The following is a 25,536-nucleotide window of genomic DNA, read 5'->3' on the forward strand; positions in this document are numbered from 1 at the left end:
ATGATGAGGATATTGATCAGCATGCTTGCATTATATGCTGCACAGCCACTGTTTTCCCAAGAACAGCAGCAGGACACCATTGCTACAAATGCATATACCGAGCGGTTTGAAAGTGTGGCTGTGGAGGGGGGCGTGACGATCCCGCTGGGATCTCTGCACAACGTGATGAACACCGCCCCCAATGTTGCCTTTTGGATACGTCAAAAACGATCGGAGTCGACGGTTTTCAATTACGGCGCGTCTGTGAATTTCCCGGCACAACGCCGATTCCCTTATGCTGGAACGGATGAGACAGCACGAACGCGATCTTTCTCTGGCTTCGTGGGTATACAAGCAGATAAAATTCTTTCCATCAGTAGCCGATCGTTGATCGATGTAGAATGGGGAACGTCCGGTGGTTATGCGTTTTATTTCTATGATGATCTGCGTGCGCGGCGGGAGTATGCATCAAATCCGAAACGTGCGAAGGATAAAGATGAAGCGCCTACTTTTGTGAAGCCGCTGAGCAGTTTTTTCATCGGGCAATCGCTTAAGTTGCGCATAGGCGAATTTGGTCTGCATGCGCGCTACAATTTTACACCATACTCGCTGTTCAATGATATTGTCGACAGGAGTTTTGGTGCACATAGCGTTACAGTAGGTTTGTTTTACAGGCAATAGATGTTTGGCAACATTAGAAAAAAATTTACGGATCGGCGCATAGGTTAGGAGGAAAAGCGAGCTCCGTTTGTGTTGACAAGCAGCGCAATTGCACATCGGAGCCATTAAATAGGCTTATAAAAGAAAATCCTGAAGCGGGGAACCTCAGGATTTTACCAAACCAATTATTAACCTAAATTATGAAATTATGAATATTTAAAAAACGTTGTCTATTCAACTATATTATGTAATGCTATGCATTTTAACATATCTTTAACATTTTTATTCCAAATCTCATGCGTCACTGACAGATCGTCGAAATTTGCAATTTGGCAGGTTGTTGATTTATAGTGAGTTAACATCATCGGCCTAATGTCCTATAAAAAAAATCCTGAAGCGGGGAGCTTCAGGATTTTTTTACTAACTAACCAATTATTAACCTAAATTATGAATTAGAACTATAACGCGCTTAATGTTTATATTGTTGTTGTATGTCGAGTTGTTTAACAAATTTTAACAAGTGCCCTCGGTTATAGGACAGCTTTAGCTAAAGATCTGAATTGAACCTTTTCTAAAGTGGTTCCTGGTATGTTGCAACATGCTGAAATAGCATTGGCTAATCATAAAATGGGGTGGATATAGCGTGTCATTATTTTTAGATGCTGGAGCGCCCGCCTACCTATATGGCAACCTAACAAATTAGGGATTTCCAGATTGGAAATCCCTAAGAAATATTCGATATGCTTTGAAAGGAGGTAGCTACTTATTTCTCCCTTGCCATAACTTCATCAATTGTTTTGGCAACGATGTTCATAATCACAACAGAGTTAGACACGTCCTGTCTGTTGTACCAAGGACCAATTCTTGGCTCACAATCAGGAGCGGCAGTCAGTAAAAACGGGTCTCTGGTAGAATTAGGTCCAGACTGGGGGTTGTACCTTTGCATTCCGCCATCTCCAAAATAGTAGAAGTTGCGGTCTTTCGCTTTCCAAACCATAGCGGCCGCTGTGTTACTTCCATGGGTTGCTAAGACATCCACCCTTGTGGTCGATAAGTTACCAATGGCTTGTCCAAATAAACCATCATCACCAAATGTAGTGCCCCGGGCGTCACCAAATGGCCCGTTCAACGTAGGGCTCTGATTAAACGTTGCTCCAAAAGAATTAAATGAATATACACTTGCTTGTGATCCGGTATATCTTGACCATACTGCTCTATCATTTAGGAATGATGACGTTTCTGTAAACCAGATTACGGTTCCGCCCCGGTCTACATACGTAGCTAATAGATTAACAGCTTCGCTAGAGGTTTCTGTTTTGTTACCGGCAAAAATCATTTTGTAGTTACCCGTTAAAATGTCGTCAAAGGAATTAGCGGTTGTTGTTCGCCAGGTGATATTCCAATTCAGGTTAGTGGTGGGGTAGGTGCCATTTGGACCAAAGTTTTTGCTACTATTCAATGCTTGCCAGATACCGGAAATATCTTGATTGCCTACACCAGAGCTTACTTCGCCGACGAAGAGAATCTTAAACTTCTCACTTGAAATATCTTGTACCGGTTGGATATTGACCTTCGTAATAATCCGCTCTCCAGCTGTCGGACTGACATTATCCCAGCTGTAGCGCACAGGCGAGCTTAAGGATTTAGTCACATTGGAATTGGTGCGTATAAGGAGATTATTTATGGTGATAAAGAAGTTGCTGATCGGAGCGAACTGCGCCGTGTAATAGTCAGCCAGCATGGTGGTATCTCTCGAAGCAGATCGGAAGCGTATTGCCGAGTTCATCTCGATCGCCGTAGCCTCATCGACAAACTCCCCGGTTCTGAGGTCTATGTTGTTGCTGTAGAAATAACGGCCACTTCCGAGGCTTGCGTTTATACCCATAATCCTTGCCGGATAGTTTTTCGCCGTGATCTGTACCGAGACATTGGCCAGTTTGTGCTGTAACCGTACATTGACCGGCACGGTATAGAGTTGTTGGTCTCCACTGACACCGGGTATAACCCCTGTTGTGCCCTTAGCGTACAACAAATCGCGGGAACCAGAGGTCACGATCTCGTGTGTGTCGCCAGGATCAGTCTCGTCGTTAAACGAGAACACAGCCCAATCGTAATCTTTTCCTTTGTCCACGTTAACGTATAACGGTGTGCCCACAGTTCCCAATGTGGTGGATACGAATGTAGCTGGAGAAGATGTTCTGTCATACAGGACGACGCGGTATTTGATATTTTTTCCCAGCAAAGAGCTAGAGGGGGCGTTTGGCGAGCTTGACATACGTGCGGCCTCCTTATTACCTAGTACGGCTCTATTTTGCGAAGCTGCGGAAGATTCTCTGATAATGGATGTGGTTACCCGAAATGCTCCATCTTCAATAAAATAATGTTGCCGGTTTTCTTCATGCCCATACCGTGCGACGCCTGTACCATTTGATGCCTTCAATTTTGCTAGATTGCTGCCCGGCTGCCCGGTTTGTTCTGCAATGGTGAAAACAAGCCGTGAATCGGCGTTCTGTTGTTCAAAGGGTTTGCCCGCATCCTTATTACAAGCCGCTAGTAACAGCAATAGTAAAAATGTAACTAAATAAAGTAATTTTGATGGTAAAGTAAACATGTTGATAATATTTAATTTTATTGATAGTTATTTTCTGCCTGACATGACTCGGTCAATTGTTTGGGCAACAACATTCATGAGCAAAACAGAATTTGATACATCTTGTTGCTTCCCCCAAGGACCTATGGTCGGTACATAATCAGGCCTACTGGTGAGCAAAAAAGGTGCGACACCTGCCGCAATTTCAGCAGCGTTTTGAGCATATTTTTGCATGCCATTGGTCGCAAAATAGAAGAAATTATAGTCTCTTGCTTTCCATACCACAGCGCTGCTCGTGGCGGGTCTCACCGGTATGCCTTCAGCTAATACGTCAACAGGTTTAGTGAAGTCACTCATACCGAGTCCGCCAGCAGCGTAATTTCCGAAAGTCTTCCCGCGCGCATCACCAAAGACTCCATTTAGTACGTCGTGCTGGCTTAGTTTTGATCCATCGGTAGTGAACACAGGGAGCGTTGTGCCTTGGCCTGCAAAATGCTCCCAAACAATTTTGTCAAATGCATGCAGCGGCGTTGCTGTGAACCAAATTAACGTCCCTCCCTGCTGTACGTAGTCGATCAACTTCTGTGCGTCTTCGCGCCTTGCAGGAGCACCTCCAACGGCAACGAAGATCATCTTATAGCTCGATAAGTCGCTGCTGTAGGCAGTCACAGGATTCGGGGTATAGTTTATGCTCCAGTTCAAGTTGGTTGTAGGGTAGGTGCCAGTTGGCCCAAAGTTTTTGTCGCTATGTAGTGCATGCCACGAACCAGAGTAATTTGAGTAGGGATCTAGGCTATGATGTGCGGATCCGACCGAAAGAATTCTGAACCTGTCACCGGAAATATCTTGCACGGGCTGGATATTAATCTTTGCGATAGTCCGCTGTCCGGCAACTGGACTGATATTGTTCCAGCGATATTGTACGGGAGAGCTTAATGTGCGAATGTCATTGGAAGGCGTGCGTAACGAGAGCGTGTTCAACTGGATAAAGAAATTGCTGATCGGGGAGGATGATGACGTGTAATAGTCTGCAACCCTATCTGTTTCTCCTGACACCGAGCTGAACGCCATGGTCGAGCTCATCGCAATGTGCGTATGTTGATCAACAAAGTTACCGGTCTTAATATCCAGTTTGTTCCTGAAGAAATAGCTGTTCCTTCCTAGGATACCGCTTATTCCGGTAATCCTTGCCGGATAGTTTTTCGCCGTGACCTGTACCGAAACATTGGCCAGTTTGTGCTGTAACTGCACATGGATCGGCACGGTATATAATTTTCTATCTCCACTGACGCCGGGTATAACGCCGGTTGTGCCCTTTGCATGCAATAAATCACGGGATCCTGTGTTTACCACATCTTGCATGTCGCCAGGGTCATTTTCATCGTTGAAGGAGAAAACGGCCCAGTCGTAATTCTTTCCTTTCTCTACGTTGATATACAAGGGGCTGCCTGCTGTCCCCAATGTTGTGGATACAAATGTTGATGGCGTAGTAGACCGGTCGTACAAGACCACACGGTATTTGATATTTCTTGCCAACAGGGAGCGAGAGGATGCTTTTTGTGGACCTGACATCCGTGCGTCAAGCTTATTTGTTTCCAATGGATCGTTCGCGCTTAATGTCGAGGGTTCGTTAACAATGGATGTTGTTACGCGGAACGCACCATCGTCAATAAAGTGAAATTCCTTATATTCTTCCTGACTTTCGGGCTGCACCTGCATGGCGCTGCTGGAGCTCGAAGCCTTAAGTTTCATCATGTTGCTGCCCGGCTCGCCCGTTTGTTCCGCAATGGTGAACATCAGCTGTGTGTCGCTGTTTGCTTTATCCAGCGTTCCATCGCCCTGTTTCCTACAGGAACTGACGCCAAGCAATAGTAAACATGCCCATACATGTAGTAACGTTGATTTTTGAGTAAACATATTCGTATAGATTAAAGAAATGATAAGTGTCTCAAAGTACTTTTGTTGGTCAATCAGCAGGAGGGACTCTAAGCGAAATCGCTTACTGACGATGTAGAGCATGAGGAACAATATGGGTTTCGTTTTACTTTCCCGTTGGTACTGCGATCATGTTCCTGTTACTACTTGCGATGCCTGCGTGTAAACAGGTGTTCGGAAAAAGGGGACTTCGCATTTAAAGTCCCCCCCCCCAAACAAACAACGAATCAATTTTTTAAATGGGTTCCTAGCTATTATTGTCTCCCCATAACCTTGTCAATAGTTTTAGCGATGATGTTCATGAAAACAACTGAATTGGAAACATTTTCCTGTTTGTACCAAGGTCCTATTCTTGGTACGTAATCAGGGGCTGCTGTTAATAAAAATGGATGATCACCAAACCCCGGCCCCGCAACTGGAATATATCGTTGAAAGCCGCCGTCCGCGAAATAATAAAAATCTTTATCTTTCGCCTTCCATGCAAGGATATTATTGGGATTTGTACCGTGAACCGCTAAAACTTCTGCATTGCTGGAGACATTGCTAATACCAGCTCCTAGTAATGCGTCCTCTCCGTAAGTCGTTCCTCTAGCGTCTCCAAAAGGGCCATTCAGAAGTGGGTTTTGGTTAAATGTTCCACCATAGCCACTATATGGAGTGCCAGATGCTTGGCTGCCCGTAAACCTTTCCCAAACTAATCGATCATTTGGATGAGTTGGAATTTGCGTAAACCATATGATTGTTCCCCCGCGATCGACGTAGGTGTTTATTAGGTCTGCGATCTGTGGACGATGGATTACAACGGCATAGGAAACAAAAACCATTTTATAGTTACCTGTCAAGATATCGTCAAAGGCGGTCAACGATGGAGTTCGATATGTGACGTCCCAGTTCAGGTTAGTCGTAGGATAGGTGCCTTGTGGACCAAAGTTTTTGCCACTATGCAAGGCTAGCCAGATACCGGAATTACGTTGGTTGTAAAAACCATATGTGGCTTCTCCAATCGACAGAATTTTAAACCTGTCACCCGAAATATCCTGTACGGGCTGAATATTAATCTTTGCGATAGTCCGCTGTCCGGCAACTGGACTGATATTGTTCCAGCGATATTGTACGGGAGAGCTCAATGTCCGAATGTCATTGGAAGGCGTGCGTAACGAAAGCGTATTCAACTGGATAAAAAAATCGCTTATCGCGGTGAGTGATGATGTGTAATAGTCTGCAACCCTATCTGTATCTCCCGAAGCAGTTTTGAACGCCATGGCTGAGCCCATCGCAATCTGCGTATGTTGATCAGCAAAGTTACCGCTCTTAATATCCAGTTTGTTCCTGAAGAAATAGTTGTTCCTTCCCAAGACGCCGCTGATGCCCGTAATCCTTGCTGGATAGTTCTTCGCGGTGACCTGTACCGAAACATTGGCCAATTTGTGCTGTAACCGCACATGGATCGGTACGGTATACAGTTGTTTATCTCCACTGACGCCGGGTATAGTGCCGGTTGTACCCCTTGCATGCAATAAATCACGGGATCCTGTGTTTACCACATCTTGCATGTCGCCAGGGTCATTTTCATCGTTGAAAGAGAAAACGGCCCAGTCGTAATTCTTTCCTTTCTCCACGTTGATATACAAGGGACTGCCTGCTGTTCCCAATGTTGTGGATACAAATGTTGACGGCGACGTAGACCGGTCGTACAACACCACGCGGTATTTGATATTTCTCGCCAACAGGGAGCGAGAGGATGCTTTTTGTGGGCCTGACATCCGTGCGTCAAGCTTATTTGTTTCCAGTGGCTCGTTTGGGCTTAATGCCGCGGGTTCTCTAACAATGGATGTTGTTACGCGGAACGCACCACCGTCAATAAAGTGATATTCCTTATTTTCTTCCTGACTTAGCTCCTGAATATCCTTGGCGCTGTTGGAGCTTGAGTTGGAACCTTTAAGTTTTATCATGGTGTTGCTGGGTTCGCCCGTTTGTTCCGCAATGGTAAACATCAGCTGGGTATCGCTGTTTACTTTCTCCAGCGTTGCATCGCCGCCTTTCCTACAAGAAGTAATGGCGAATGATAGTAAACATGTAAATAAAAGTATTGATTTCGAATTTCTAATAAACATACTGTTAATAGTTCTTGATATATTAAAGAAATAGCTGTTGTTCAGATTCTGTGACTTGCCAATCTTGAACCTCTGGTGTAAATTCATCTTGACCGCTACCTATTTGTATTCGCGCTCCTGAAGTTGCAGCGATTCCGCCCTCCATTTCAATCACATCTACCTGTACGAGGGGTGGGGTGTATTTTAATTTGGTCTTAACGGGAAGATGATTCTCCACCATGTTCATTTCTTTCTCTTGATGATTGACTGTGTTAATTTTTGATTGCATTATTCTTATAGTTTAAACGTTTATTATTAATCTATAAATGAGCTTCTGTCAAGCTCCATCTAGTCCGAGGAATATTGTAAGGTTTTTTATTTACCAACGCTATTCCTTTATTTCTGATGCAAAAATTCAATTTTTATCTGATTAAAAGATGGATTTTATTTTCTTTAAAAATAAATGTAGCGTGTTGTTTACAATGTTAGTTTTTCATTTTAGGAACGTATGGACTGTTTTATCTCTCTAAACGGCGTATTTTGTTTCAATAAAATAGGTGTTTATAATTTTTAGGATAATTATTAGTAAATAAGCGGTTTGACTGCTGTTTTTCGTATGTTTTAAGTGTATAAATGCTAAACTAATTTTTGAAGAATAGAAGAGGTATACTTGTATTAGTCAGCGGTGCAACAGTCGAAATTGACAAGTGAAAATTAAAAAGTCAAACTTGACAAGTGAAAAGTCAAAAGTCAAAAGTCAAAATTCAAAAGTTGGAAGTCAAAATTGACAAGTGAAAAGTCAAAAGTCAAAATTCAAAAGTTGGAAGTCAAAATTGACAAGTGAAAAGTCAAAATTCGAAATTGACAAGTGAAAATTCAGAAGTCAAAATTGACAAGTGAAAAGTCAAAAGTTAGAAGCTCCAACAAGCTTTCCGCCGCATGCTGCGGCAGGGCTAATACTTTTGTAAGAGTTTGTTTTTTACTCGGTTTGTCCAACCCACACCCCATCCGCCGCATGCCGCGGCAAGGCATTACTTTTGTAGGCCAAAAGTAACAAAAGCCCGTCGCTTGAAACCTTTGCAGGGAAGGCTTGTGCGGGGGCAAATGTCTACATATTGCAAAGCTTTCGATGCGACATTTTGCTTAATACTGGTTAGTGCAATTGAAATTATCTTCGATGAGCTCGCTACGCTCGGTTAAAAAGTTAAAAATTTAAAAGTAAAAAACCCTACACAGTACCATTTCTACCTACTACGTCTTATCCACTAAAATCTATACTATCTCATTACGCCATACCCATTACTCACTACGCACTACCCAATACCAAAAAAGTACTACAAACTCCACGCTAAAATTTATCCAGCATACCCAGCAACCCCGTTAGTCCGCCGGTGTGCAGGATCAAGATTTTGGTATGTGCTGGAATCTCATTTTTCTTGAGCAAGTCGTGGACGGCAAACAGCAGTTTGCCCGTGTAGGTGGGCTCCAGCAATATGCCGGTTTGCTGCGTAAATTCGTTGATGAACTGGATAAGTGCAGGCGTGGTTTTTGCATAGCCGCCGGCATGATAGGTGCTGTGTAATTGTAGGTTATCATCAGCTCGTTTGGTTAATTTGTTGATTTCTTCGCGTAGAAATTCCCCGCCCTTCAACACGGGTACGGCATGTAAGGTGGTTTGTAATCCTCGTTGGTGAATCCCTTCCAAGAGGCCGGCCGCGGTTGTTCCGGTTCCACAAGCGCAAAAGATATGATCATAGTGATCTGCTAGCTCGTCGATGATTTCGCTACAGCCAATGAGGGCCTGTTTGCCGTATCCGCCTTCGTCAATGAAATAGGCGTGCTGATCGTTTCCAAAACGCTCGTGGAAAAGGTCTTCCTTGTTTTTATAGCGCTGGCGATCGACAAATTCCAGCTGCATGCCGAAGATTTGGCAAAGCTTCAAGACTGGGTTGTCTATCCTCTCGCCACGAACGAAAGCATACGTTTGAAACCCGAACTTTGCGCCTGCACAGGCGGTGGCGAGCAAGTGGTTAGACCAAGCGCCACCAAAGGTAACCAGAAGGGTTCGCTGCTCCTGTTTCGCTTGGTTAAGTGTGTATTTCAATTTTCGCCACTTGTTGCCTGATATGTAGGGGTGTATCAGGTCATCTCGCTTCATGAAAACGCGTACCTGCTTTTCGGCATATAGCGGGAGGGAGATTTCCTCCACGGGGCTATGAAAATCAAATGTTAACATAATACAGCGTCAAAGTTAGTAGATTTTAAAGGATTTCAATACTTTTGCGTGATGGCAGAAGAATTCGATTTTCAAGAGCAGGAAGAGCAGGAACTTTTTGAACACCTACGTATAGAAGCGGATAAAGGTCAAGCTTTGTTACGCTTGGATAAATTCCTGATGAACAGGGTGGAAAACACCTCCAGAAACCGTATTCAAAATGCGATAGCGGCAGACTCGGTATTGGTCAATGGCAAAATTGTCAAAGCCAATTACAAAGTGAAGCCGCTGGATGTCATCACCGTGCTTTTGCCCGATCCGCCTCGCGATACCGAAGTTTATCCGGAAAATATTCCCTTGACCATTGTCCATGAGGATGATGATGTCCTGTTGGTCAATAAGGAGGCGGGTATGGTGGTGCATCCGGGATATAACAATTACACCGGCACCTTGGTCAATGCGCTCACGTATCATTTGAATCAGCTGCCTACTATGCCGGGAAACACCGGCCGTCCGGGCTTGGTGCACCGCATTGATAAAGATACCTCCGGCTTGTTGGTGATCGCGAAGAATGAATGGGCAATGACGTATTTGGCTAAACAGTTTTTCGAACACTCTATTGAAAGGAAGTATGTGGCATTAGTATGGGGTGATCTGCCCGAAGATGGAACGGTAACAGGCTTCATCGGTCGCAACTTGAAAGATCGCCGCATCATGGATATGTATGATAGCGAGGACAAAGGAAAATGGTCCGTTACACATTATCGCGTATTGGAGCGTCTAGGCTATGTAACATTAATTGAATGCGAGCTTGAAACCGGGCGTACACACCAGATCCGTACGCATATGAAATCCATCGGTCACCCACTCTTTTCCGACGAATTGTATGGTGGTAGTAAGATTGTAAAGGGTACTGTTTTCAATAAATATAAGCAGTTTGTTCACAATTGTTTCGAGATCTTACCTCGGCAAGCTCTTCATGCGAGGTCACTTGGTTTTCTGCATCCGCGTACCAAAGAAATGGTTAACTTTGAGGTACCATTACCCGAGGACTTCCAGCAGGCATTAGATAAATGGCGTTCTTACTCGACGACCATGGATCAACAATCTTAACAAGGAAACATTTATGTCAATACATTATATGAATTTCGATGGTCAAATCATCGATGAAAGCCAGCCTATAGCCGCTATTGATAGCCGGGCGATGCGCTACGGCGATGGTCTTTTTGAAACCATGCTATGGAAAGATGGTGATATTCGGTTTTTGGACCTGCATGTCGATCGTTTGCAGCGTGCCATGCACACGATACAATTGGAGGAAGCTACGAAGTTTGATGTTTTTTTTATACGGTCAAAGACGGAGGAGCTTATTCGCAAGAACAATATGCTTGGGCAGCAGCCCCGGGTGCGCTTAATTGTCTATCGCGCTGGTGGTGGTCTGTATTCCCCCGATACGAACCGGCCAGTTTATTGTCTGCAAGTGCTGCGTATGCAGCCCTCTCTACGCGATAAGAAACTAGGGCTGATCGTTGACTTGTATACCGAGTTTAAAAAGCCCTATAGCGACCTCTCGCACCTTAAATCAAACAATGCATTGATTTATGTTATGGCGGGCCTTTATAAAAAGAAATTCGCGTATGATGAGGTTTTTCTCCTTAATCAGGAAGGCTTTCTCTGCGAAGGCTTAACATCGAATATCTTCGTGTATTACGAAAAAGTGTTGTATACCCCTGCATTGACCGAGGGCTGCGTAGCCGGTGTGATGCGGAAAGTAGTGATGGATATGGCTGCACAGGAAGATATTCCGGTTGTCGAAGCGCAGATAAGTCCCGAGATTATGAAGCAGGCCGATGAAATTTTCTGTACCAACGCAACTCAGGGTGTGCAGTGGGTAATGGGATACAAGCAGAAACGGTATTTTAATAAGATATCGCGGATATTACAAGATAAGTTGCAGACTTGGGCTTATGAAGAGGAGTAAGGTTGTTTTGCCGCGTGCCGCGGCAAAACACTAAGCATTACCCGTTATCTAGTACCAAAAAAGTCCATCCCACAACCTTTCCGTCCTTGCCAGGACAGGGCCTTCCTTTTTTTTCTAAAAAAAGGAAGCAAAAAAATCGTCGCTGAATTTTTGTTGCATCCCTGTGAGGAAGTGCGAAGGCAAGTGACTACATACGCAACAAAAATAAGGCGACATTTCGTTTAATAATGGGAGGTGCTTTTCAAAGTAAAAAGTGAAAGTTTAAAAGTAAAAACTTAAAAGTGAGAAGTGAAAAAATGAAAAGTAATAAACTTTGCAACCCTATTATTTCTATATACTAAGTACTATCTGCTTAAATCTAACTCGCACTACGCATTACCGATTACCAACAAAGTCCATCCCACAAGCTTTCCGTCCTTGCCAGGACAGGGCCTTCCTTTTTTTTCTAAAAAAAGGAAGCAAAAAAATCGTCGCTGAATTTTTGTTGCATCCCTGTGAGGAAGTGCGAAGGCAAGTGACTACATACGCAACAAAAATAAGGCGACATTTCGTTTATTAATGGGAGGTGCTTTTCAAAGTAAAAAGGGAAGAATAAGAAGTAATGGGATTTGTAGATAGGACCATTTCTATATACTAAGTACTAGGTACTATCTGCTTAAATCTAACTCACACTACGCATTACCCATAACCAAAAAAGTCCATCCCACAAGTTTTCCGTCCTTGCCAGGACAGGGCCTTCCTTTTTTTTCTAAAAAAAGGAAGCAAAAAAATCGTCGCTGAATTTTTGTTGCATCCGTGTGAGGAAGTGCGAAGGCAAGTGACTACATACGCAACAAAAATAAGGCGACATTTCGTTTATTAATGGGAGGTGCTTTTCAAAGTAAAAAGGGGAAATTTAAAAGTAAAAACTTAAAAGTGAGAAGTGAAAAAATGAAAAGTAATAAACTTTGCAACCCTATTATTTCTATATACTAAGTACTATCTACTTAAATCTAACTCGTATTACGCTGTACTCATTACGCTGTACGCACCACATACTACCCGTTACCCACTGCCAAAAAGTACTACAATCTAAGTACTAAGTACTATCTACTAAAGTCTAACTCGCATTACGCTGTACTCATTACGCTGTACGCACCACATACTACCCATTACCCACTGCCAAAAAGTACTACAATCTAAGTACTAAGTACTATCTACTAAAGTCTAACTCACACTACGCTCTTCTGTTTCGCTGCACCAACAGGTAACTGATGTAAAGCAGAACCAGCCAGATAGGTATAAGCTCCACGGAGATTTTCAAGCCCGTAAACCACATCATAACGAGTACACCGGAAAGAAAAAGCAAACAGATATAGTTTGTGATGGGGTAGAGCAGCGTAGGAAACAACGAGCGTTCCTTTCTTTCGCTCAATTTGTTTTTAAAGAAAATATGGGTAAGCGAGATCATGATCCAGTTGATCACCAGGGAGGAAACCACCAAGCTCATCAATACCTCCAACGCTTTCTCGGGCATGATTTTATTGATCACAATGCATATGGCCACGAGGCCTGCCGAAACCAATATCGCATTAATAGGCGAGTGGTTGCTGTTTAGCTTGGTGAGAAATTTGGGCGCATTGCCCTGCTCGGCAAGCCCAAAGAGCATGCGCGAATTGCTATAGACACAACTGTTGTAAACCGATAGGGCTGCAGTCAGTACGATTAGATTCAGCGCATTTGCAATGATGTTGGTGAAGAAATAAGTCGATCCGAAAAGCTCAAACTGCATGCCTTTCAGGCTCGCAAATACTTCGACGAAGGGGCTGGTTTCCGACGTGATATGGCGCCAAGGCATCAGCGAAAATAAGATAACCAAAGAACCGATGTAAAAAATTAATATCCGCCATAGCACCTGGTTTGTGGCCTTGGGAATGTTCTTTTCCGGATTTTCAGCTTCAGCAGCCGTGATACCTACTAGTTCCAAGCCACCAAAGGAAAACATGATCATGACCAGCGCGGCTAGCAGCCCTTGGTAGGACCCGTTTTCTGCCGTTGTAAGCCAACCTTTCGGAAAAAAACCGCCGTCGTTTGTTAAATTACTAACAGTGGCTTGCTCGCCCGCGTTGCCGCTGATAAGGAGATAAGCACCGAAGATAATCATGGCAATGATGGCCACTACTTTAATGATGGAAAACCAAAACTCCGTTTCTCCATACACTTTCACAGAGGCTAAGTTCAACGCATTTATCGCGAAAAAGAAGAATAGACTGGAAGCCCAAAGTGGAACCTCGGGCCACCAAAATTGTACGTAATGGCCAATGGCCGTTAGTTCGGCCATGCTGACCAGCAAATAGAGCACCCAATAGTTCCATCCAGAGGCGTAGCCGGCAAAGGATCCCCAATATTTGTTCGCAAAGAAACTGAAACTTCCCGAAACGGGCTCCTGCACCACCATTTCGCCCAGTTGGCGCATGATAAAGAAGGCGATGATTCCTGCTATCGCATAGCCGAGGATTACAGAGGGTCCGGCAAGCACAGCTGCCTGTCCAATGCCGAGAAAGAGGCCGGTTCCTATGGCACCGCCCAGCGCAATCAGTTGTATATGTCTATTGCTGAGGCCCCGCTTTAATTTTTTGTTGTCTGTTGAATTCGTTTCCAAGATCTATATTCGTGTAGTGTATGAATAGGGATGGGTTGTATTGTATGTTATGATTAATAATCGTATTATCCCTCCTTTAGTCCGCGCATCTCAGCGTCGAAAGTAGAGCCCACTAAGCTATTCATGCCGTAAATATAATAAAAGAATCAGACTAACCCATTAACTGCGCGGTGCGCTAGAGTCATTTACGGCACAGCCGCAGCCTTTTGCGCATCCACCCTTATTCTTCTTCGCAGGCATAAAGCGTTTCGCAATATAAACCAACGCTACGACAAAGACAACGGCTATAATAATGTACTGAATGATCAAATCCATATTGTTCTACTTCATGAGTTGATATACTACAAACGCAATGAGGTAGGCCACGCCTGTCATCATCAACGTTTGTATGACGGTCCATTTCCAAGAACCGGTCTCCCGTTTCATAATGGCGATCGTACTCATACACTGCATGGCAAACGCATAAAACAGCAATAAAGAGACGCCAGACGCGAGATTATATGCGGGCTGCCCCGTGTTTCTATTGATCTCTGATTTCATTTTACCCAGCAGCGTTTCCTTCTGCTGATCATCTTCAATATCCACATCTTCGCCCAGACTATATACGGTGGCCATTGTACCGACAAACACCTCGCGTGCGGCGAAGGACGATATCAAGCCTATGCCCATCTTCCAGTCATAGCCCAAAGGTGCCACGATCGGCTCGATACCCATACCTAGATAACCCAGAAAGGAGTGTTCTAGTTTGAACGATGCTATTTCTTCCCCAAGCTCCTCTTCTGCAACGCCGGGATTTGCCTCCGTAACGTATCGTTCCGCTTCGCTAAACCGATCGCCGGGACCGAAACTACCAAGTACCCAAAGGATAACCGCCATGGCCAAAATAATCTTTCCCGCGCCAAACACGAAGCCCGATGTTTTATCCCACACATTGGTGCCTACGTTTCGCCAATCCGGAGTTTTGTAAGAGGGGAGTTCAAATATCAGGAAGGATTTGTGGGTGGTCTTCACAATTTTACTAAGTACCCAAGCGGAAACCAGCGCTGCTACAACCCCTAAAATATACAATAAGTTCAGCACCAAGCCCTGAAGACCAAAGCCTAAAAAGGTGTCGTTGGGAATCACCAGCGCAATAAGCACCACATAGATGGGAAGTCGAGCCGCGCAGGTCATAAAAGGTGTCACCAACATCGTGATCAGTCGCTCCTTGCTATTCTCAATATTTCTGGCCGCCATAATTGCCGGAACGGCACAGCCCACGCCTGACATGAGCGGGATCACCGATTTTCCGTTCAAGCCATACGGGCGTAACCACCTATCCATCAGAAAGACGACCCGGCTCATATAACCTGTTTCTTCCATGAAGGAGACCAATAGGAAAAGAATGGCAATTTGGGGAACGAAAATAACAATTCCACCGATACCCGCTAAGATGCCCTGTGTGATGAGGTCGGAGATTGGGCCGGCCGGCAAGGCCGATGCCGTGAAATCCACGAAAGCCGCAAAGTTTTCGTCTATCCAGTCCATGATAGGAGCCGATAGGGTAAACACCAGCTGAAAAATCAGAAAAAGCAGGGCAAAAAATATCACGTAGCCCCAAAACGGATGAAGCAACGCTTTGTCGATCTTATTGGTGCTGCTCACATGCTTATTTTCTTTTGCAAATACAATGCTTTCGAGATCAGCAGCGACGGCGGCATTGCGCTTGATAGACTCCGATTTTTGTAGCTCGGCGCCGGTCATGTTATATTTCTTCCGTATTTCAATAAGGCGCTGCCGTTGTTCGTGCGAAACAAACGATATATGATCTTGCGCTAAAAATTGCCAGCTTTGGTATTCTGTCTGTAATGGAAATAGCTTTTTTGTCTCCGCAAGCGCCTCGCTGTAGGTGGCCTCCGTTTCGAAGCGGCTGAAATAGTGTCCCGGGCGTTCGTCAAAAGATTGAATAAGCGTTTGTATACCTTTGCCATTTCGCGCATCTGTGGTGAGCACTTTCGTACCCAGATAGGCTTCCAATTGTGGATAATCAATTTCCAGACCTTTGCTTTTAACCTCGTCAATCATGTTGATAACAAAGATGGCCGGAACGCCGATTTCACGTGCCTGCTGATACAGCACGATGGAACGCTTAATATTATTGGGTTCAGCAACCACGACAACAAGATCGGGGTACGATGGGTTTTGCTTGTCAGCAAGTGAATTGAAGACAATTTCCTCGTCCAATGAGGTTGGGAATAGCGTGTATGTTCCTGGCAAATCGATAACGGTATAGGTTTTTCCGTTTGCTTTTACGGTACCTTCCCGTTTTTCGACGGTGATACCGGGATAATTGCCGACGTGCTGGTTTAATTTGGTGATGCGGTTGAATAAAGAGGTCTTTCCCACATTTGGGTTTCCCAAAAGGGCAATGATCGTTTTTTTCATAAGATTATTTTTCAACGAAGATGTGTACGGCTTCAGATTTACGGATAGCAATTAAATTATTCGTGCTGAGAAGGTGTAGGCCGATAGGGCCATTGAAAGGTGCTTTATGCATAACTTCTACCATACAGCCGGGAAGTAAACCCATCTCGAAAAATTTCGAAGGTAACTCCATGGAATTTAAATCACTTATCTTCGCCACATCCCCCACATTTAAACCGTCTAGACTGAAACTTTTTTGCATTTTCTATGTTAAAATAATAATATAATTTATATTCGTTTTCGAAAATATTTCGCTGTGCGACCAAAGATAACTATTTAGATTGATTCTAGGGAATTTAAGTTGTCACACTTTTGTATTACTAACTTACATCAATGAAGATCGAGAAAGAGCTTAAAGTGAAAAAATTCACTAATGATTGGCAACGCGCTACTGTTAATATTTTGTTCACAGCCAGCTGGCTCACACTGATATTAGAAAAACGTGCGGCGAAGCGAATGATTACCCTGCAGCAATTTAATGCCTTACGTATACTTCGCGGTCAATATCCCGCACCGACCACGAACAATGTCATACGATCTCGGATGATCAGCAATACCCCAGATATCTCGCGTTTAGTCGATAGGATTGTCACCAAAGGACTGGCTTCACGCGCGAAAAACAAGGAAGACAAACGCGCCGTCGATCTCTTTATCACGCAGAAGGGATTGGATCTGCTTGACGAGATCGAAGAAGACATGATGCTGACGGACCTTTTGCCCGATAATATTTCTGAACGTGATGCGGTCAAATTAAGTGCGCTGTTAGATACGCTTCGCGGCGATCTAAGCGAGGAAGACTAGTGCGTATGATCATCATGATCATGGTTACCATGATCATGACCGTCATGCTGTTCATGCCCATCCGGGCCGCCACCGTGACTATGGTCGTGACCCTCAAATAGAAAGTTTGCCAAGGATACTAAAACGCCGATGATCACCGCTATCATTTTCTTTCTATTGAATTTATGATGGTCTGCCGATCCAGACTCGAACAAGATGGTGGTCGATATGTGTAGAAAGATACCGATCACGATGGCCATAATTTTGTCGAAGTATTTCGAAATGCTCCCGATCTCCCCTTCGCTAATGCCTTTGCTGGTTAGGAAACCGAGCGGCGTCATGGCTGCAAATAGTAAAATAAAGAACCCTATTTTGGTTTTCGATAGCCGCGTGCTCAATAACAAACTTCCCAAGGCAAAAGCGGCAGGGATGTGGTGAATGGCAATACCGAAAACCAGTTCAGATTGATGGCCAGCAGCCAAAGGCATACCCTCTAAAAATGCGTGTAAACAAAGACTCACCATGATGCCCAATGGGAAAATATTGTGGTCATGCTGGTGGATATGCCCATGCTCAATACCTTGCGAAAATTGCTCCAGTAAAAGCTGAAACAAGAAGCCTCCCAAGATGTATAAACCGATGATTTCAGGGCGTGTAGTGTTGGTCAGGTAAACGTGTGGTATAAGATGCAACACGGTAATGCTGAATAGATAGGCACCACTAAAGGAAAGGACAAGTTTCAATAGATTGGTGTTATCTCTTTTTACAAAGAAGACAGCAAGACCGCTGATAAAAGCGGAAATGAATAGGACACTGATAATTAAGAATGAACTCATGTAGTTACTGTTTCAGGAAGTTGGTTTGTTTGGAAGAAATCTGGAAAAAATCGTCGAAACAGGTATCCTACACCTATTCCTATTAAGATGCCCAGAACCGCTCCACAGACGATATCGACGGGGTAGTGCACACCAACGTAGATCTGTGAAAAGCTTATGAGTGAAGCCCAAGTAATCCCCAGCCAAAGCGTATGTTTCCAGCGACGTCTAAATAGCGCGATCCAGAAAAATGCCATCGCGAAATGATTCGTTGCATGGGAAGAGGTAAAGCTGAAGCCCGAGCCACAACGAACGCGTATGTTGACCTCGTTTTTAAACACCATGTCGTTGCATGGACGGATGCGCTTTACATTCTTTTTGATCAGATGAGACGATATAGCATCCGAAACGCCGAAATTTGCCAGCGTAAAGGCAACAATCAATATGCCCATCTTGCCATAGTGCTTAATAAAGAAAATGATCAAAAATAGATAAAGGGGCGCCCATGTATAGGGATTACGTAGAATAGGGAGCAGCCAATCAAAAAAAGGATTGCTTAATCCTTGGTTGATGGCCAGAAATACTTCCTGGTCAAAATGAATGAGTTGATTCAACATGTTTTCCGTTGCTATTTAAAATACCCCCAAAAGTAAATAATAAATATATACATCGTCGTGTTTTAACAAAACGACACAATGTTGCAACAAAAGTATGCTTTTCCGTTCAAATGTGAAACTTTTATATGATAATTTGTGATATAAAGCTATTTTTACGATTTAAAGAATTGTATATGACACTTATTAAATCTATATCGGGTATTCGCGGTACGATAGGCGGAAGACAGGGGGAAGCACTAACGCCGATCGACGTGGTCAAGTTTACGGCGGCTTTTGGAAAAATTCTATTGCGTAATGCAGGGAATAAGAAAATTGTTGTTGGGCGCGATGCACGCCTCTCGGGTGAGATGGTCAGCAACCTGGTGGTGGGCACTTTGCAAAGCATCGGGGCTGATGTGGTAAACCTTGGACTTTCTACAACGCCTACGGTCGAGATCGCCGTGCCGATGGAAGGCGCAGCGGGCGGCATCATTTTAACAGCGTCGCATAACCCGGGACAGTGGAATGCGTTGAAACTATTGAACAGTAAAGGTGAATTTATCAATGATGCGGAGGGCAAAGAGGTACTAGCGCTCGGCGAGCAGCTTGATTTTGATTTTGCCGAAGTGGGTGATTTGGGCACGGAAATCAAAGACAACAGTTATTTACAAAAACATATTGACGCGGTTTTAGCGTTGCCATTAGTTGATGTGGATGCTATCCGAGCGGCCAACTTCAGCGTAGCGGTTGACGCCGTAAACAGTACGGGAGGCGTATTTATACCCGCACTTTTGAAAGCTCTTGGCGTGCAGACCATCTATCCGATCCATTGCGAGCCAAATGGCCATTTTCCCCATAACCCCGAGCCGTTAAAAGAGCATTTGACAGATCTTTCTGCTGCTGTATTAGCCAACAAAGCCGACATAGGCATTGCCGTCGATCCAGATGTCGATCGGCTGGTATTTATGATGGAAGATGGCGAGCTATTTGGCGAGGAATATACGCTGGTCGCCGTTGCAGACTATATCTTGGAAAAAACCAAAGGAAATACGGTATCTAATTTAAGTTCAACCCGCGCTTTGCGTGACGTGACACAAAAGCATGGTGGTGAATACTTTGCGGCAGCAGTAGGTGAGGTAAATGTGGTGACCAAGATGAAAGAAGTTAACGCGGTAATAGGTGGTGAGGGTAACGGTGGCGTGATCTATCCGGATTCACACTATGGTCGCGACGCGCTCGTTGGTGTAGCATTATTCTTAAGCCATTTAGCGAAATTGGGTAAGAAGGCTTCGGTATACCGCGCGGAGCTACCACAATACTATATGTCCAAAAACAAGATTACGTTGACGCCATCGTTGGATATCGACAATCTGTTGGCGAAGATGGAAGAGAAATACAAGCACGAAACGTATACGAACATCGACGGTCTAAAAATCGATTTCGAAAAGGAATGGGTGCACTTGCGAAAATCAAATACAGAACCCATCATCCGTATCTATTCGGAGGGCCCAAGTCCGGAAGCCGCAGACGCCATTGCACAACGAATAATTCGCGAAATCGAAGCGATCATAGCATAAAAAAAACCGGCATCGCCGGTTTTTTTTATGCTATGCATTCCATTTCCAAGCCAGGATGCGAATGCGTTTGTTGCCCTGTGCCATGGGGATAATCTCGAGCTTGGGTACCTTATGGTATTCCAAGATAGCAATTAAGGGCTTTACGTTATCCTTATCCGACACGAGCGTCGTGATCCAACCCAACTGATCTTTGTAGTTCATGCTCTCGTAGATCATGTTGCGGATAAATTGTTTCTCGCCACCCTCGCACCACAACTCATTGGGGTGCCCACCAAAATTCTGGACGGGTAATTTTTCTGCATCTTTGTGCAGGTTGTTGAATTTCTTGGTACTCTTTTGCCAATTATCTTCCCGTGATTTAAAGAAGGGCGGGTTACACATCACGCCGTCAAAGCGGTCATTCTTTTCGATGATACCGTCAAAGATATGCGCTCGATCTTCCTGTAAGCGCAAAACGATATCTCGTTTTAAACCCGTATTGGATTTGAGTGTTGCCTGCGCATGGTTCAATGCACCGGCTTCTATATCGGTTGCTACAAAACTCCATTGATAAGCACGTTGGCCAAGAATAGGATAAATGCAGGATGATCCGGTGCCGATATCCAAAATCTTTACACCAGCACCTTTGGGAATCTCGCCCGCATGGTCTTGTGCCAGCAAGTCGGCCAGATAGTGAACATAATCCACCCGACCTGGAATCGGCGGGCAAAGACTATTTCGCAATATCGACCACTGGTCAATCTGATAGTATTTCATGAGCAACGATTTATTCAACTCAAATACCGCCTCAGGCGATGAAAAATTGATCGACTCCTTTCCAGCGACAGTCGTGATGACATGTGCTTTTAATGCAGGGTTTTTTGCTGTTAATTTTTTTATATCGTAACCCGCAGCATGTAAATTGCGGGGGTGCATACTCTTTTGTTGTGTTTGGCCTGCCATGAACGTCTTGTTTGCTTGCAAAGGTACATAAATATTGCTGTCTTTGCGGAAACTGGTTATATTTACTGTTTAAATACGATCACTCATATTACTAATTATTCCATGATTGAATCCAATGTATTACTGGTTATGGTGTTGTTTTTCTTCATGGCCATGCTTTTTGTTCTCAGCCAGCGACTGAAGATCTCCTATCCCATATTGCTGGTTATCGGTGGATTGTTGATTTCGCTGATACCCGGTACGCCGCGAATAAGTTTGGATCCGAACATTATCTTTCTGGTCTTTCTACCGCCGTTACTTTTCGAGGCCGCTTGGTATACGTCTTGGGATAACTTTCTGAAATGGCGTCGATCTATTCTGGTTATGGGTTTTGGTTTGGTGTTTGTCACCTCGCTAGCTGTCGCCTATTTTTCCGTGGCTATTATTCCATCCTTCACGTTGGCCTTCGGTTTCTTATTGGGTGGCATCATTTCCCCGCCGGACGCGGTGGCCGCGACATCGGTCTTAAAAGGTGTGAGCATCCCGAAGCGAGGCGTCACCATTTTAGAAGGCGAGAGTCTGGTCAATGACGCGGCTTCGCTCACCGTGTTCCGTTTCGCACTCGGCGCCATTATTTCGGGCACCTTTGTGTTGCAAGAGGCGGCAACGGAGTTTTTGATTTTAGCCGTCATGGGCGTAATAGTCGGCTTGGTCATTGGGCATGTGTTGTACGTCTTTTTACGTTATGTGGCGAAGTCGTCGAGCATCACCACACCCATCACCTTGATCGCTCCCTATATGATGTATATTGTGGCTGAACATTTTGAATGGTCTGGTGTCTTGGCTGTGGTTAGCGGAGGGCTCTTTCTTTCCTACCGCTCAAAAGACTACATGAACCACCATACGCGCATACAAACCAAGGAAGTTTGGGCAACCGTGGGCTTCTTATTGAATGGCTTTGTTTTTATCCTGATCGGCTTAGAGCTTCCCATCATCGTGAGTGGTTTGGAAGACTATTCCATCGAAGAGAGTATACACTATGCGCTGCTGATCAGCGTCATCGTTATCGTATTACGCGTGTTGATGGTCTATTTGTCGGCTTTCGTTCCGCGTTTGTTATCCAAGCGCATACGCCAACGTGAGGTAAGTCCGGGTTGGAAGCTTCCCTTGGTGGTTGGCTGGGCTGGAATGCGCGGTGTGGTATCTTTGGCATCAGCATTGGCGATACCCTTAGCGCTGGACGATGGTTCAGCCTTTCCACATCGTAATCTTATTCTGTTTATCACATTTGTCGTCATCCTTACCACATTGGTCTTTCAGGGCCTCACGTTGCCCTTGCTTATACGTTGGGTGAATTTGGAAGAGGTGGATCAGGAAGTACCAGAGAAGGTACAGATTGAACGAATTCGTTTGGCTCTCGCAAAACAGGCCATTGCCCATTTGGACGAAAATTATAACGAAGAAATGAAGAAGTATGAAACCATAGCTCGAGTGAAAGAACAGTACCAACGCAGTATTCGCGCTACGGAAGATGCGCTTGATGATGAGGCCAAAATCCACTTAAGTGGTGTCCGGGCATTATATAAGGGTGTAGCGCTAGATTTGGTACAGGTGCGTAGACAAGGCTTAGAAAGTTTTAGAAAGGATAAAGCGTTTGACAATGAGGTTATCCGACAAATGGAACATCAACTAGACTTGGAGGAATCTCGTTTAATACAAGGCTAATGGCAGATTTTGATATCAAAGAATTTTTAGATGCTAAGGTAAAAGCGTTTAATAGGCCGGCGTTTATTGAACATGATCCCATCTGTATTCCGCATTTGTTCAGCAATCAGCAAGACATTGAAATCATGGGTTTCTTTGCCGCGATACTAGCCTGGGGACAGCGCAAAACCATCATCAACAAATGCCGAGAACTGATTGAGCGTTTTGATGGCGCACCGGCGCAATTTATTCGCGGGCACAGCGAAGACGATCTAAAGAATTTGTTGGGTTTCAAGCACCGTACCTTCAACGATACGGATTTACTATACTTCGTCGCTTTTCTGCATAGGCATTATCAAGAATTCACCTCACTGGAAGATGCCTTTCTTATCGGTAGCCAGTACGGGGAACAATTTCATATCGAGCGTAGCCTAAATGAATTTAAGGCCTACTTTTTTTCGTTGCCGGATCATCCCATCCGCACGAAAAAGCATATCAGTTCGCCGCTTCAAAAATCGAGCTGTAAGCGCCTGAATATGTTTTTACGGTGGATGGTGCGTCAGGACAATTGCGGGGTAGACTTCGGTATTTGGAAGCGCATTCCAGCAAGCGAGTTAATCTGTCCCTGCGATATCCATGTGGAGCGTGTTGCCCGACGGTTTGGATTGATAACCGCTGACAAGATCAACTGGAAAACGGCGCTGGAGCTCACGGCGAGCTTGAAAACTTTCGACCCGATGGATCCGGTAAAATATGATTTTGCGCTTTTTGGTATCGGCGTGGAAGGAGAGGTATAGCAAGCGCGGACAATTGCCCGCGCTGTTTTTATCGATTCGAAATTTTAACAAGCAAATCCACCATTCTATTGGAGTAGCCAAATTCATTATCATACCAACCGACCACTTTCACCAAGCCACCAACGATCGAGGTCAACTGGGCATCAAAAACACAGGAATAGGGGTTATTGATGATGTCTACCGATACGATCGGGTCTTCGGTATAATACAGTATGTTTTGCAAGCTGCCCGTGGCAGCTTCCTTAAATTTCCGGTTGATTTCCTCAACCGACGTCTGTCTCTGCAACGTACAGGTAAAATCGGTTAACGATCCATTGAGTACGGGTACGCGGATGCCCGCACCCCCAAGCCGGCCTTCCAAATGCGGAAAGACATTGGTTATGGCTTTGGCCGCGCCGGTAGTCGTAGGAATGATCGAGGAGGAGGCCGCTCGGGCACGCCGTAAATCCCGGTGTGGAGCATCGTGCAAATTTTGATCGCCCGTCATCGAGTGTACTGTCGTAATATAGCCATCGTTTATACCCCAGTTTTCATCCAATATCTTGACCAGGGGCGCAACATTGTTTGTCGTGCAGGAAGCATTGGAGAACAGCGGAGTTTGCCAATCGAAGTCCTGGTCGTTTATACCAAGCACCACGGTGGGCACATCCCTGTCGGCGGAGGGAGCGGATATGATGGTTTGCCGAGCACCTGCCTGCAGGTGCAAGCTAGCCTGCTCGCGACGGGTAAAAAAGCCGGTAGACTCGACGACGACATCTATTCCCAGCGCGTTCCAAGGCAACTGCGCCGGGTTTTTCTCGCTAAAGACGTTGATAGCGATACCGTCTACAAAAATATGATCTTGATCGGCGCCCACCTCATGGGTGAACGGACCATGCACAGAATCATACTTTAACAGATGCGCTAAAGTAGCCGTGTCAGTCAGATCATTAATGGCTACAATCTCGATATCATGCTGTAGCCAACGTCGGTATATATTGCGAAGCGTATTACGTCCTATCCGTCCGAATCCGTTGATGGCTACCCTCATTATTTTGTGAATTCAGCAAGTACGTATCCGATTTCCTTTTCGCCGTCCCAGCTGTTTTTCAATTGCCCGTCAGCACCATACACATAGTTCGCGGGAAACTGTTGCGGCACATGAAATTTCTGTATAAATTCTTGATTCCGATCATATAAAACTTCGACGTTCGGCTTATCCACCAATTCTTTCCCAAAGGTTTCGAGGAAGGAAGCCATAAGGGCCGGATCGTTCATGGAGATGAAGTACAGGTTTACATCCTTGATCTTGGCGTAGTTTTTGGCAAGTAGCCCCGCTTCGTGCTGGCAATGCCCACAGCTCGGGTCAAACAAGATAAAGGCCGTGTTTTTGCCTGCCGGAATATCAGCCTTAGAGAAACCAATACCCGATTTTACTTTGTAAAACTTGAAATCTGGAATGCTGGAAGCGGCTTCTTTAGCCATCGGGGGGGCGGGCGCCTGTTGCGCGGCGGCTTGAGATGCCGTAGCTGGATGTTCATTTTCCTGCATACGTTCCTGTGTCGTTTGTTCTTGTGTCTTATCGCCATTGCCCGATTGGCAAGCACTCATACACACTATGGTACTTAGCGCTAGGCTACTGAAAAAGTACTTCATTCTTCGTTTTTTTTATGATACCCAAAACTAGGAAAATTTGCTGCAAGGAGCCGTATAAAATGTTATGAAATCACTATAAAATGAAACCAGCATGATGATTTCGGACACCCACGTTCGGAACGACACGCGCAGCTGCACAAGCGACGTCTCAGTG

General features: G+C 44.8%; 21 protein-coding genes. 7 read left to right on the forward strand and 14 right to left on the reverse strand.

What is annotated here, in order from left to right:
* Complete coding sequence (locus B0I21_RS01915) at nucleotides 1–660, forward strand: hypothetical protein (protein ID WP_133638645.1); 660 nt, start codon at nucleotides 1–3, stop codon at nucleotides 658–660.
* A 742-nt stretch (nucleotides 661–1,402) separates the two neighbouring features.
* Here the strand turns inward: B0I21_RS01915 and B0I21_RS01920 are convergent.
* From B0I21_RS01920 to B0I21_RS01940, 5 genes are all read right to left on the reverse strand, one after another.
* Nucleotides 1,403–3,250, reverse strand: a complete 1,848-nt coding sequence (locus B0I21_RS01920; RefSeq protein WP_133638646.1) for a hypothetical protein — start codon at nucleotides 3,248–3,250, stop codon at nucleotides 1,403–1,405.
* 27 nt (nucleotides 3,251–3,277) lie between these two features.
* On the reverse strand, nucleotides 3,278–5,146 hold the full coding sequence (locus B0I21_RS01925; RefSeq protein ID WP_133638647.1) for a type 1 glutamine amidotransferase family protein: 1,869 nt from the start codon (nucleotides 5,144–5,146) through the stop codon (nucleotides 3,278–3,280).
* 272 nt (nucleotides 5,147–5,418) lie between these two features.
* The gene (locus tag B0I21_RS01930) at nucleotides 5,419–7,278 is read right to left on the reverse strand and encodes a hypothetical protein (protein ID WP_133638648.1); all 1,860 of its coding nucleotides are present in this window, start codon (nucleotides 7,276–7,278) and stop codon (nucleotides 5,419–5,421) included.
* 22 nt (nucleotides 7,279–7,300) lie between these two features.
* A complete protein-coding gene (locus tag B0I21_RS01935) occupies nucleotides 7,301–7,546 on the reverse strand; it encodes a hypothetical protein (RefSeq protein WP_208292241.1) in 246 nt (81 codons plus the stop codon).
* Between the two features lie 1,059 nt (nucleotides 7,547–8,605).
* Nucleotides 8,606–9,493: a 1-aminocyclopropane-1-carboxylate deaminase/D-cysteine desulfhydrase gene (locus tag B0I21_RS01940; RefSeq protein WP_208292242.1), complete on the reverse strand. Its 888-nt coding sequence runs from the start codon at nucleotides 9,491–9,493 to the stop codon at nucleotides 8,606–8,608.
* A gap of 51 nt (nucleotides 9,494–9,544) precedes the next feature.
* Between B0I21_RS01940 and B0I21_RS01945 the strand changes: the two genes are divergently transcribed.
* Both B0I21_RS01945 and B0I21_RS01950 read left to right on the forward strand, forming a co-directional pair.
* Nucleotides 9,545–10,585, forward strand: a complete 1,041-nt coding sequence (locus B0I21_RS01945) for an RluA family pseudouridine synthase (protein WP_133638650.1) — start codon at nucleotides 9,545–9,547, stop codon at nucleotides 10,583–10,585.
* A 13-nt stretch (nucleotides 10,586–10,598) separates the two neighbouring features.
* Nucleotides 10,599–11,453 carry an aminotransferase class IV gene (locus tag B0I21_RS01950; protein ID WP_133638651.1) on the forward strand — a complete coding sequence of 285 codons (855 nt, stop codon included), beginning with the start codon at nucleotides 10,599–10,601 and terminating at the stop codon, nucleotides 11,451–11,453.
* 1,216 nt (nucleotides 11,454–12,669) lie between these two features.
* On the opposite strand, the gene B0I21_RS01955 is transcribed toward B0I21_RS01950, so the two are convergent.
* From B0I21_RS01955 to B0I21_RS01970, 4 genes are all read right to left on the reverse strand, one after another.
* Nucleotides 12,670–14,094, reverse strand: coding sequence for an amino acid permease (locus B0I21_RS01955; protein WP_243835915.1), 1,425 nt, complete (start codon nucleotides 14,092–14,094; stop codon nucleotides 12,670–12,672).
* Between the two features lie 159 nt (nucleotides 14,095–14,253).
* Nucleotides 14,254–14,409, reverse strand: coding sequence for a FeoB-associated Cys-rich membrane protein (locus B0I21_RS20525; protein ID WP_208292243.1), 156 nt, complete (start codon nucleotides 14,407–14,409; stop codon nucleotides 14,254–14,256).
* A gap of 6 nt (nucleotides 14,410–14,415) precedes the next feature.
* Nucleotides 14,416–16,518, reverse strand: coding sequence for a ferrous iron transport protein B (feoB, locus tag B0I21_RS01965; protein WP_133638653.1), 2,103 nt, complete (start codon nucleotides 16,516–16,518; stop codon nucleotides 14,416–14,418).
* 4 nt (nucleotides 16,519–16,522) lie between these two features.
* Nucleotides 16,523–16,759 carry a FeoA family protein gene (locus tag B0I21_RS01970; RefSeq protein WP_133638654.1) on the reverse strand — a complete coding sequence of 79 codons (237 nt, stop codon included), beginning with the start codon at nucleotides 16,757–16,759 and terminating at the stop codon, nucleotides 16,523–16,525.
* 131 nt (nucleotides 16,760–16,890) lie between these two features.
* Here B0I21_RS01970 and B0I21_RS01975 point away from each other — a divergent pair, with 131 nt between their 5' ends.
* Nucleotides 16,891–17,358 (forward strand): MarR family winged helix-turn-helix transcriptional regulator, encoded by a 468-nt coding sequence (locus tag B0I21_RS01975; RefSeq protein ID WP_133638655.1) that lies wholly within the window; start codon nucleotides 16,891–16,893, stop codon nucleotides 17,356–17,358.
* Here B0I21_RS01975 and B0I21_RS01980 read toward each other — a convergent pair.
* Together B0I21_RS01980 and B0I21_RS01985 are read right to left on the reverse strand one after the other, a co-directional pair.
* Nucleotides 17,355–18,173, reverse strand: coding sequence for a ZIP family metal transporter (locus B0I21_RS01980; RefSeq protein ID WP_133638656.1), 819 nt, complete (start codon nucleotides 18,171–18,173; stop codon nucleotides 17,355–17,357). The two genes, B0I21_RS01975 and B0I21_RS01980, sit on opposite strands and share 4 nt — an antisense overlap.
* Entirely contained in the window at nucleotides 18,170–18,769 is a 600-nt protein-coding gene (locus tag B0I21_RS01985; protein ID WP_133638657.1) for a phosphatase PAP2 family protein, read from the reverse strand. The genes B0I21_RS01980 and B0I21_RS01985 overlap by 4 nt, the downstream gene beginning before the upstream one ends.
* A gap of 173 nt (nucleotides 18,770–18,942) precedes the next feature.
* On the opposite strand from B0I21_RS01985, the gene glmM reads away from it, so the two are divergent.
* Nucleotides 18,943–20,325 (forward strand): phosphoglucosamine mutase, encoded by a 1,383-nt coding sequence (gene glmM / locus B0I21_RS01990; RefSeq protein ID WP_133638658.1) that lies wholly within the window; start codon nucleotides 18,943–18,945, stop codon nucleotides 20,323–20,325.
* A gap of 30 nt (nucleotides 20,326–20,355) precedes the next feature.
* On the opposite strand, the gene rlmF is transcribed toward glmM, so the two are convergent.
* Nucleotides 20,356–21,267 (reverse strand): 23S rRNA (adenine(1618)-N(6))-methyltransferase RlmF, encoded by a 912-nt coding sequence (rlmF, locus tag B0I21_RS01995; protein ID WP_133638659.1) that lies wholly within the window; start codon nucleotides 21,265–21,267, stop codon nucleotides 20,356–20,358.
* Between the two features lie 102 nt (nucleotides 21,268–21,369).
* Between rlmF and B0I21_RS02000 the strand changes: the two genes are divergently transcribed.
* Both B0I21_RS02000 and B0I21_RS02005 read left to right on the forward strand, forming a co-directional pair.
* Nucleotides 21,370–22,971: a Na+/H+ antiporter gene (locus tag B0I21_RS02000; RefSeq protein ID WP_133638660.1), complete on the forward strand. Its 1,602-nt coding sequence runs from the start codon at nucleotides 21,370–21,372 to the stop codon at nucleotides 22,969–22,971.
* Nucleotides 22,971–23,747: a TIGR02757 family protein gene (locus B0I21_RS02005; protein ID WP_133638661.1), complete on the forward strand. Its 777-nt coding sequence runs from the start codon at nucleotides 22,971–22,973 to the stop codon at nucleotides 23,745–23,747. The genes B0I21_RS02000 and B0I21_RS02005 overlap by 1 nt, the downstream gene beginning before the upstream one ends.
* Nucleotides 23,748–23,775: 28 nt before the next feature.
* On the opposite strand, the gene gap is transcribed toward B0I21_RS02005, so the two are convergent.
* Complete coding sequence (gene gap / locus B0I21_RS02010; protein ID WP_208292244.1) at nucleotides 23,776–24,777, reverse strand: type I glyceraldehyde-3-phosphate dehydrogenase; 1,002 nt, start codon at nucleotides 24,775–24,777, stop codon at nucleotides 23,776–23,778.
* Nucleotides 24,777–25,382 (reverse strand): peroxiredoxin family protein, encoded by a 606-nt coding sequence (locus B0I21_RS02015; protein WP_133638663.1) that lies wholly within the window; start codon nucleotides 25,380–25,382, stop codon nucleotides 24,777–24,779. The genes gap and B0I21_RS02015 overlap by 1 nt, the downstream gene beginning before the upstream one ends.
* Between the last annotated feature and the right edge of the window lie 154 nt (nucleotides 25,383–25,536).

This window comes from Sphingobacterium paludis, assembly GCF_004364125.1.
Taxonomy (GTDB): Bacteria; Bacteroidota; Bacteroidia; order Sphingobacteriales; family Sphingobacteriaceae; genus Sphingobacterium; species Sphingobacterium paludis.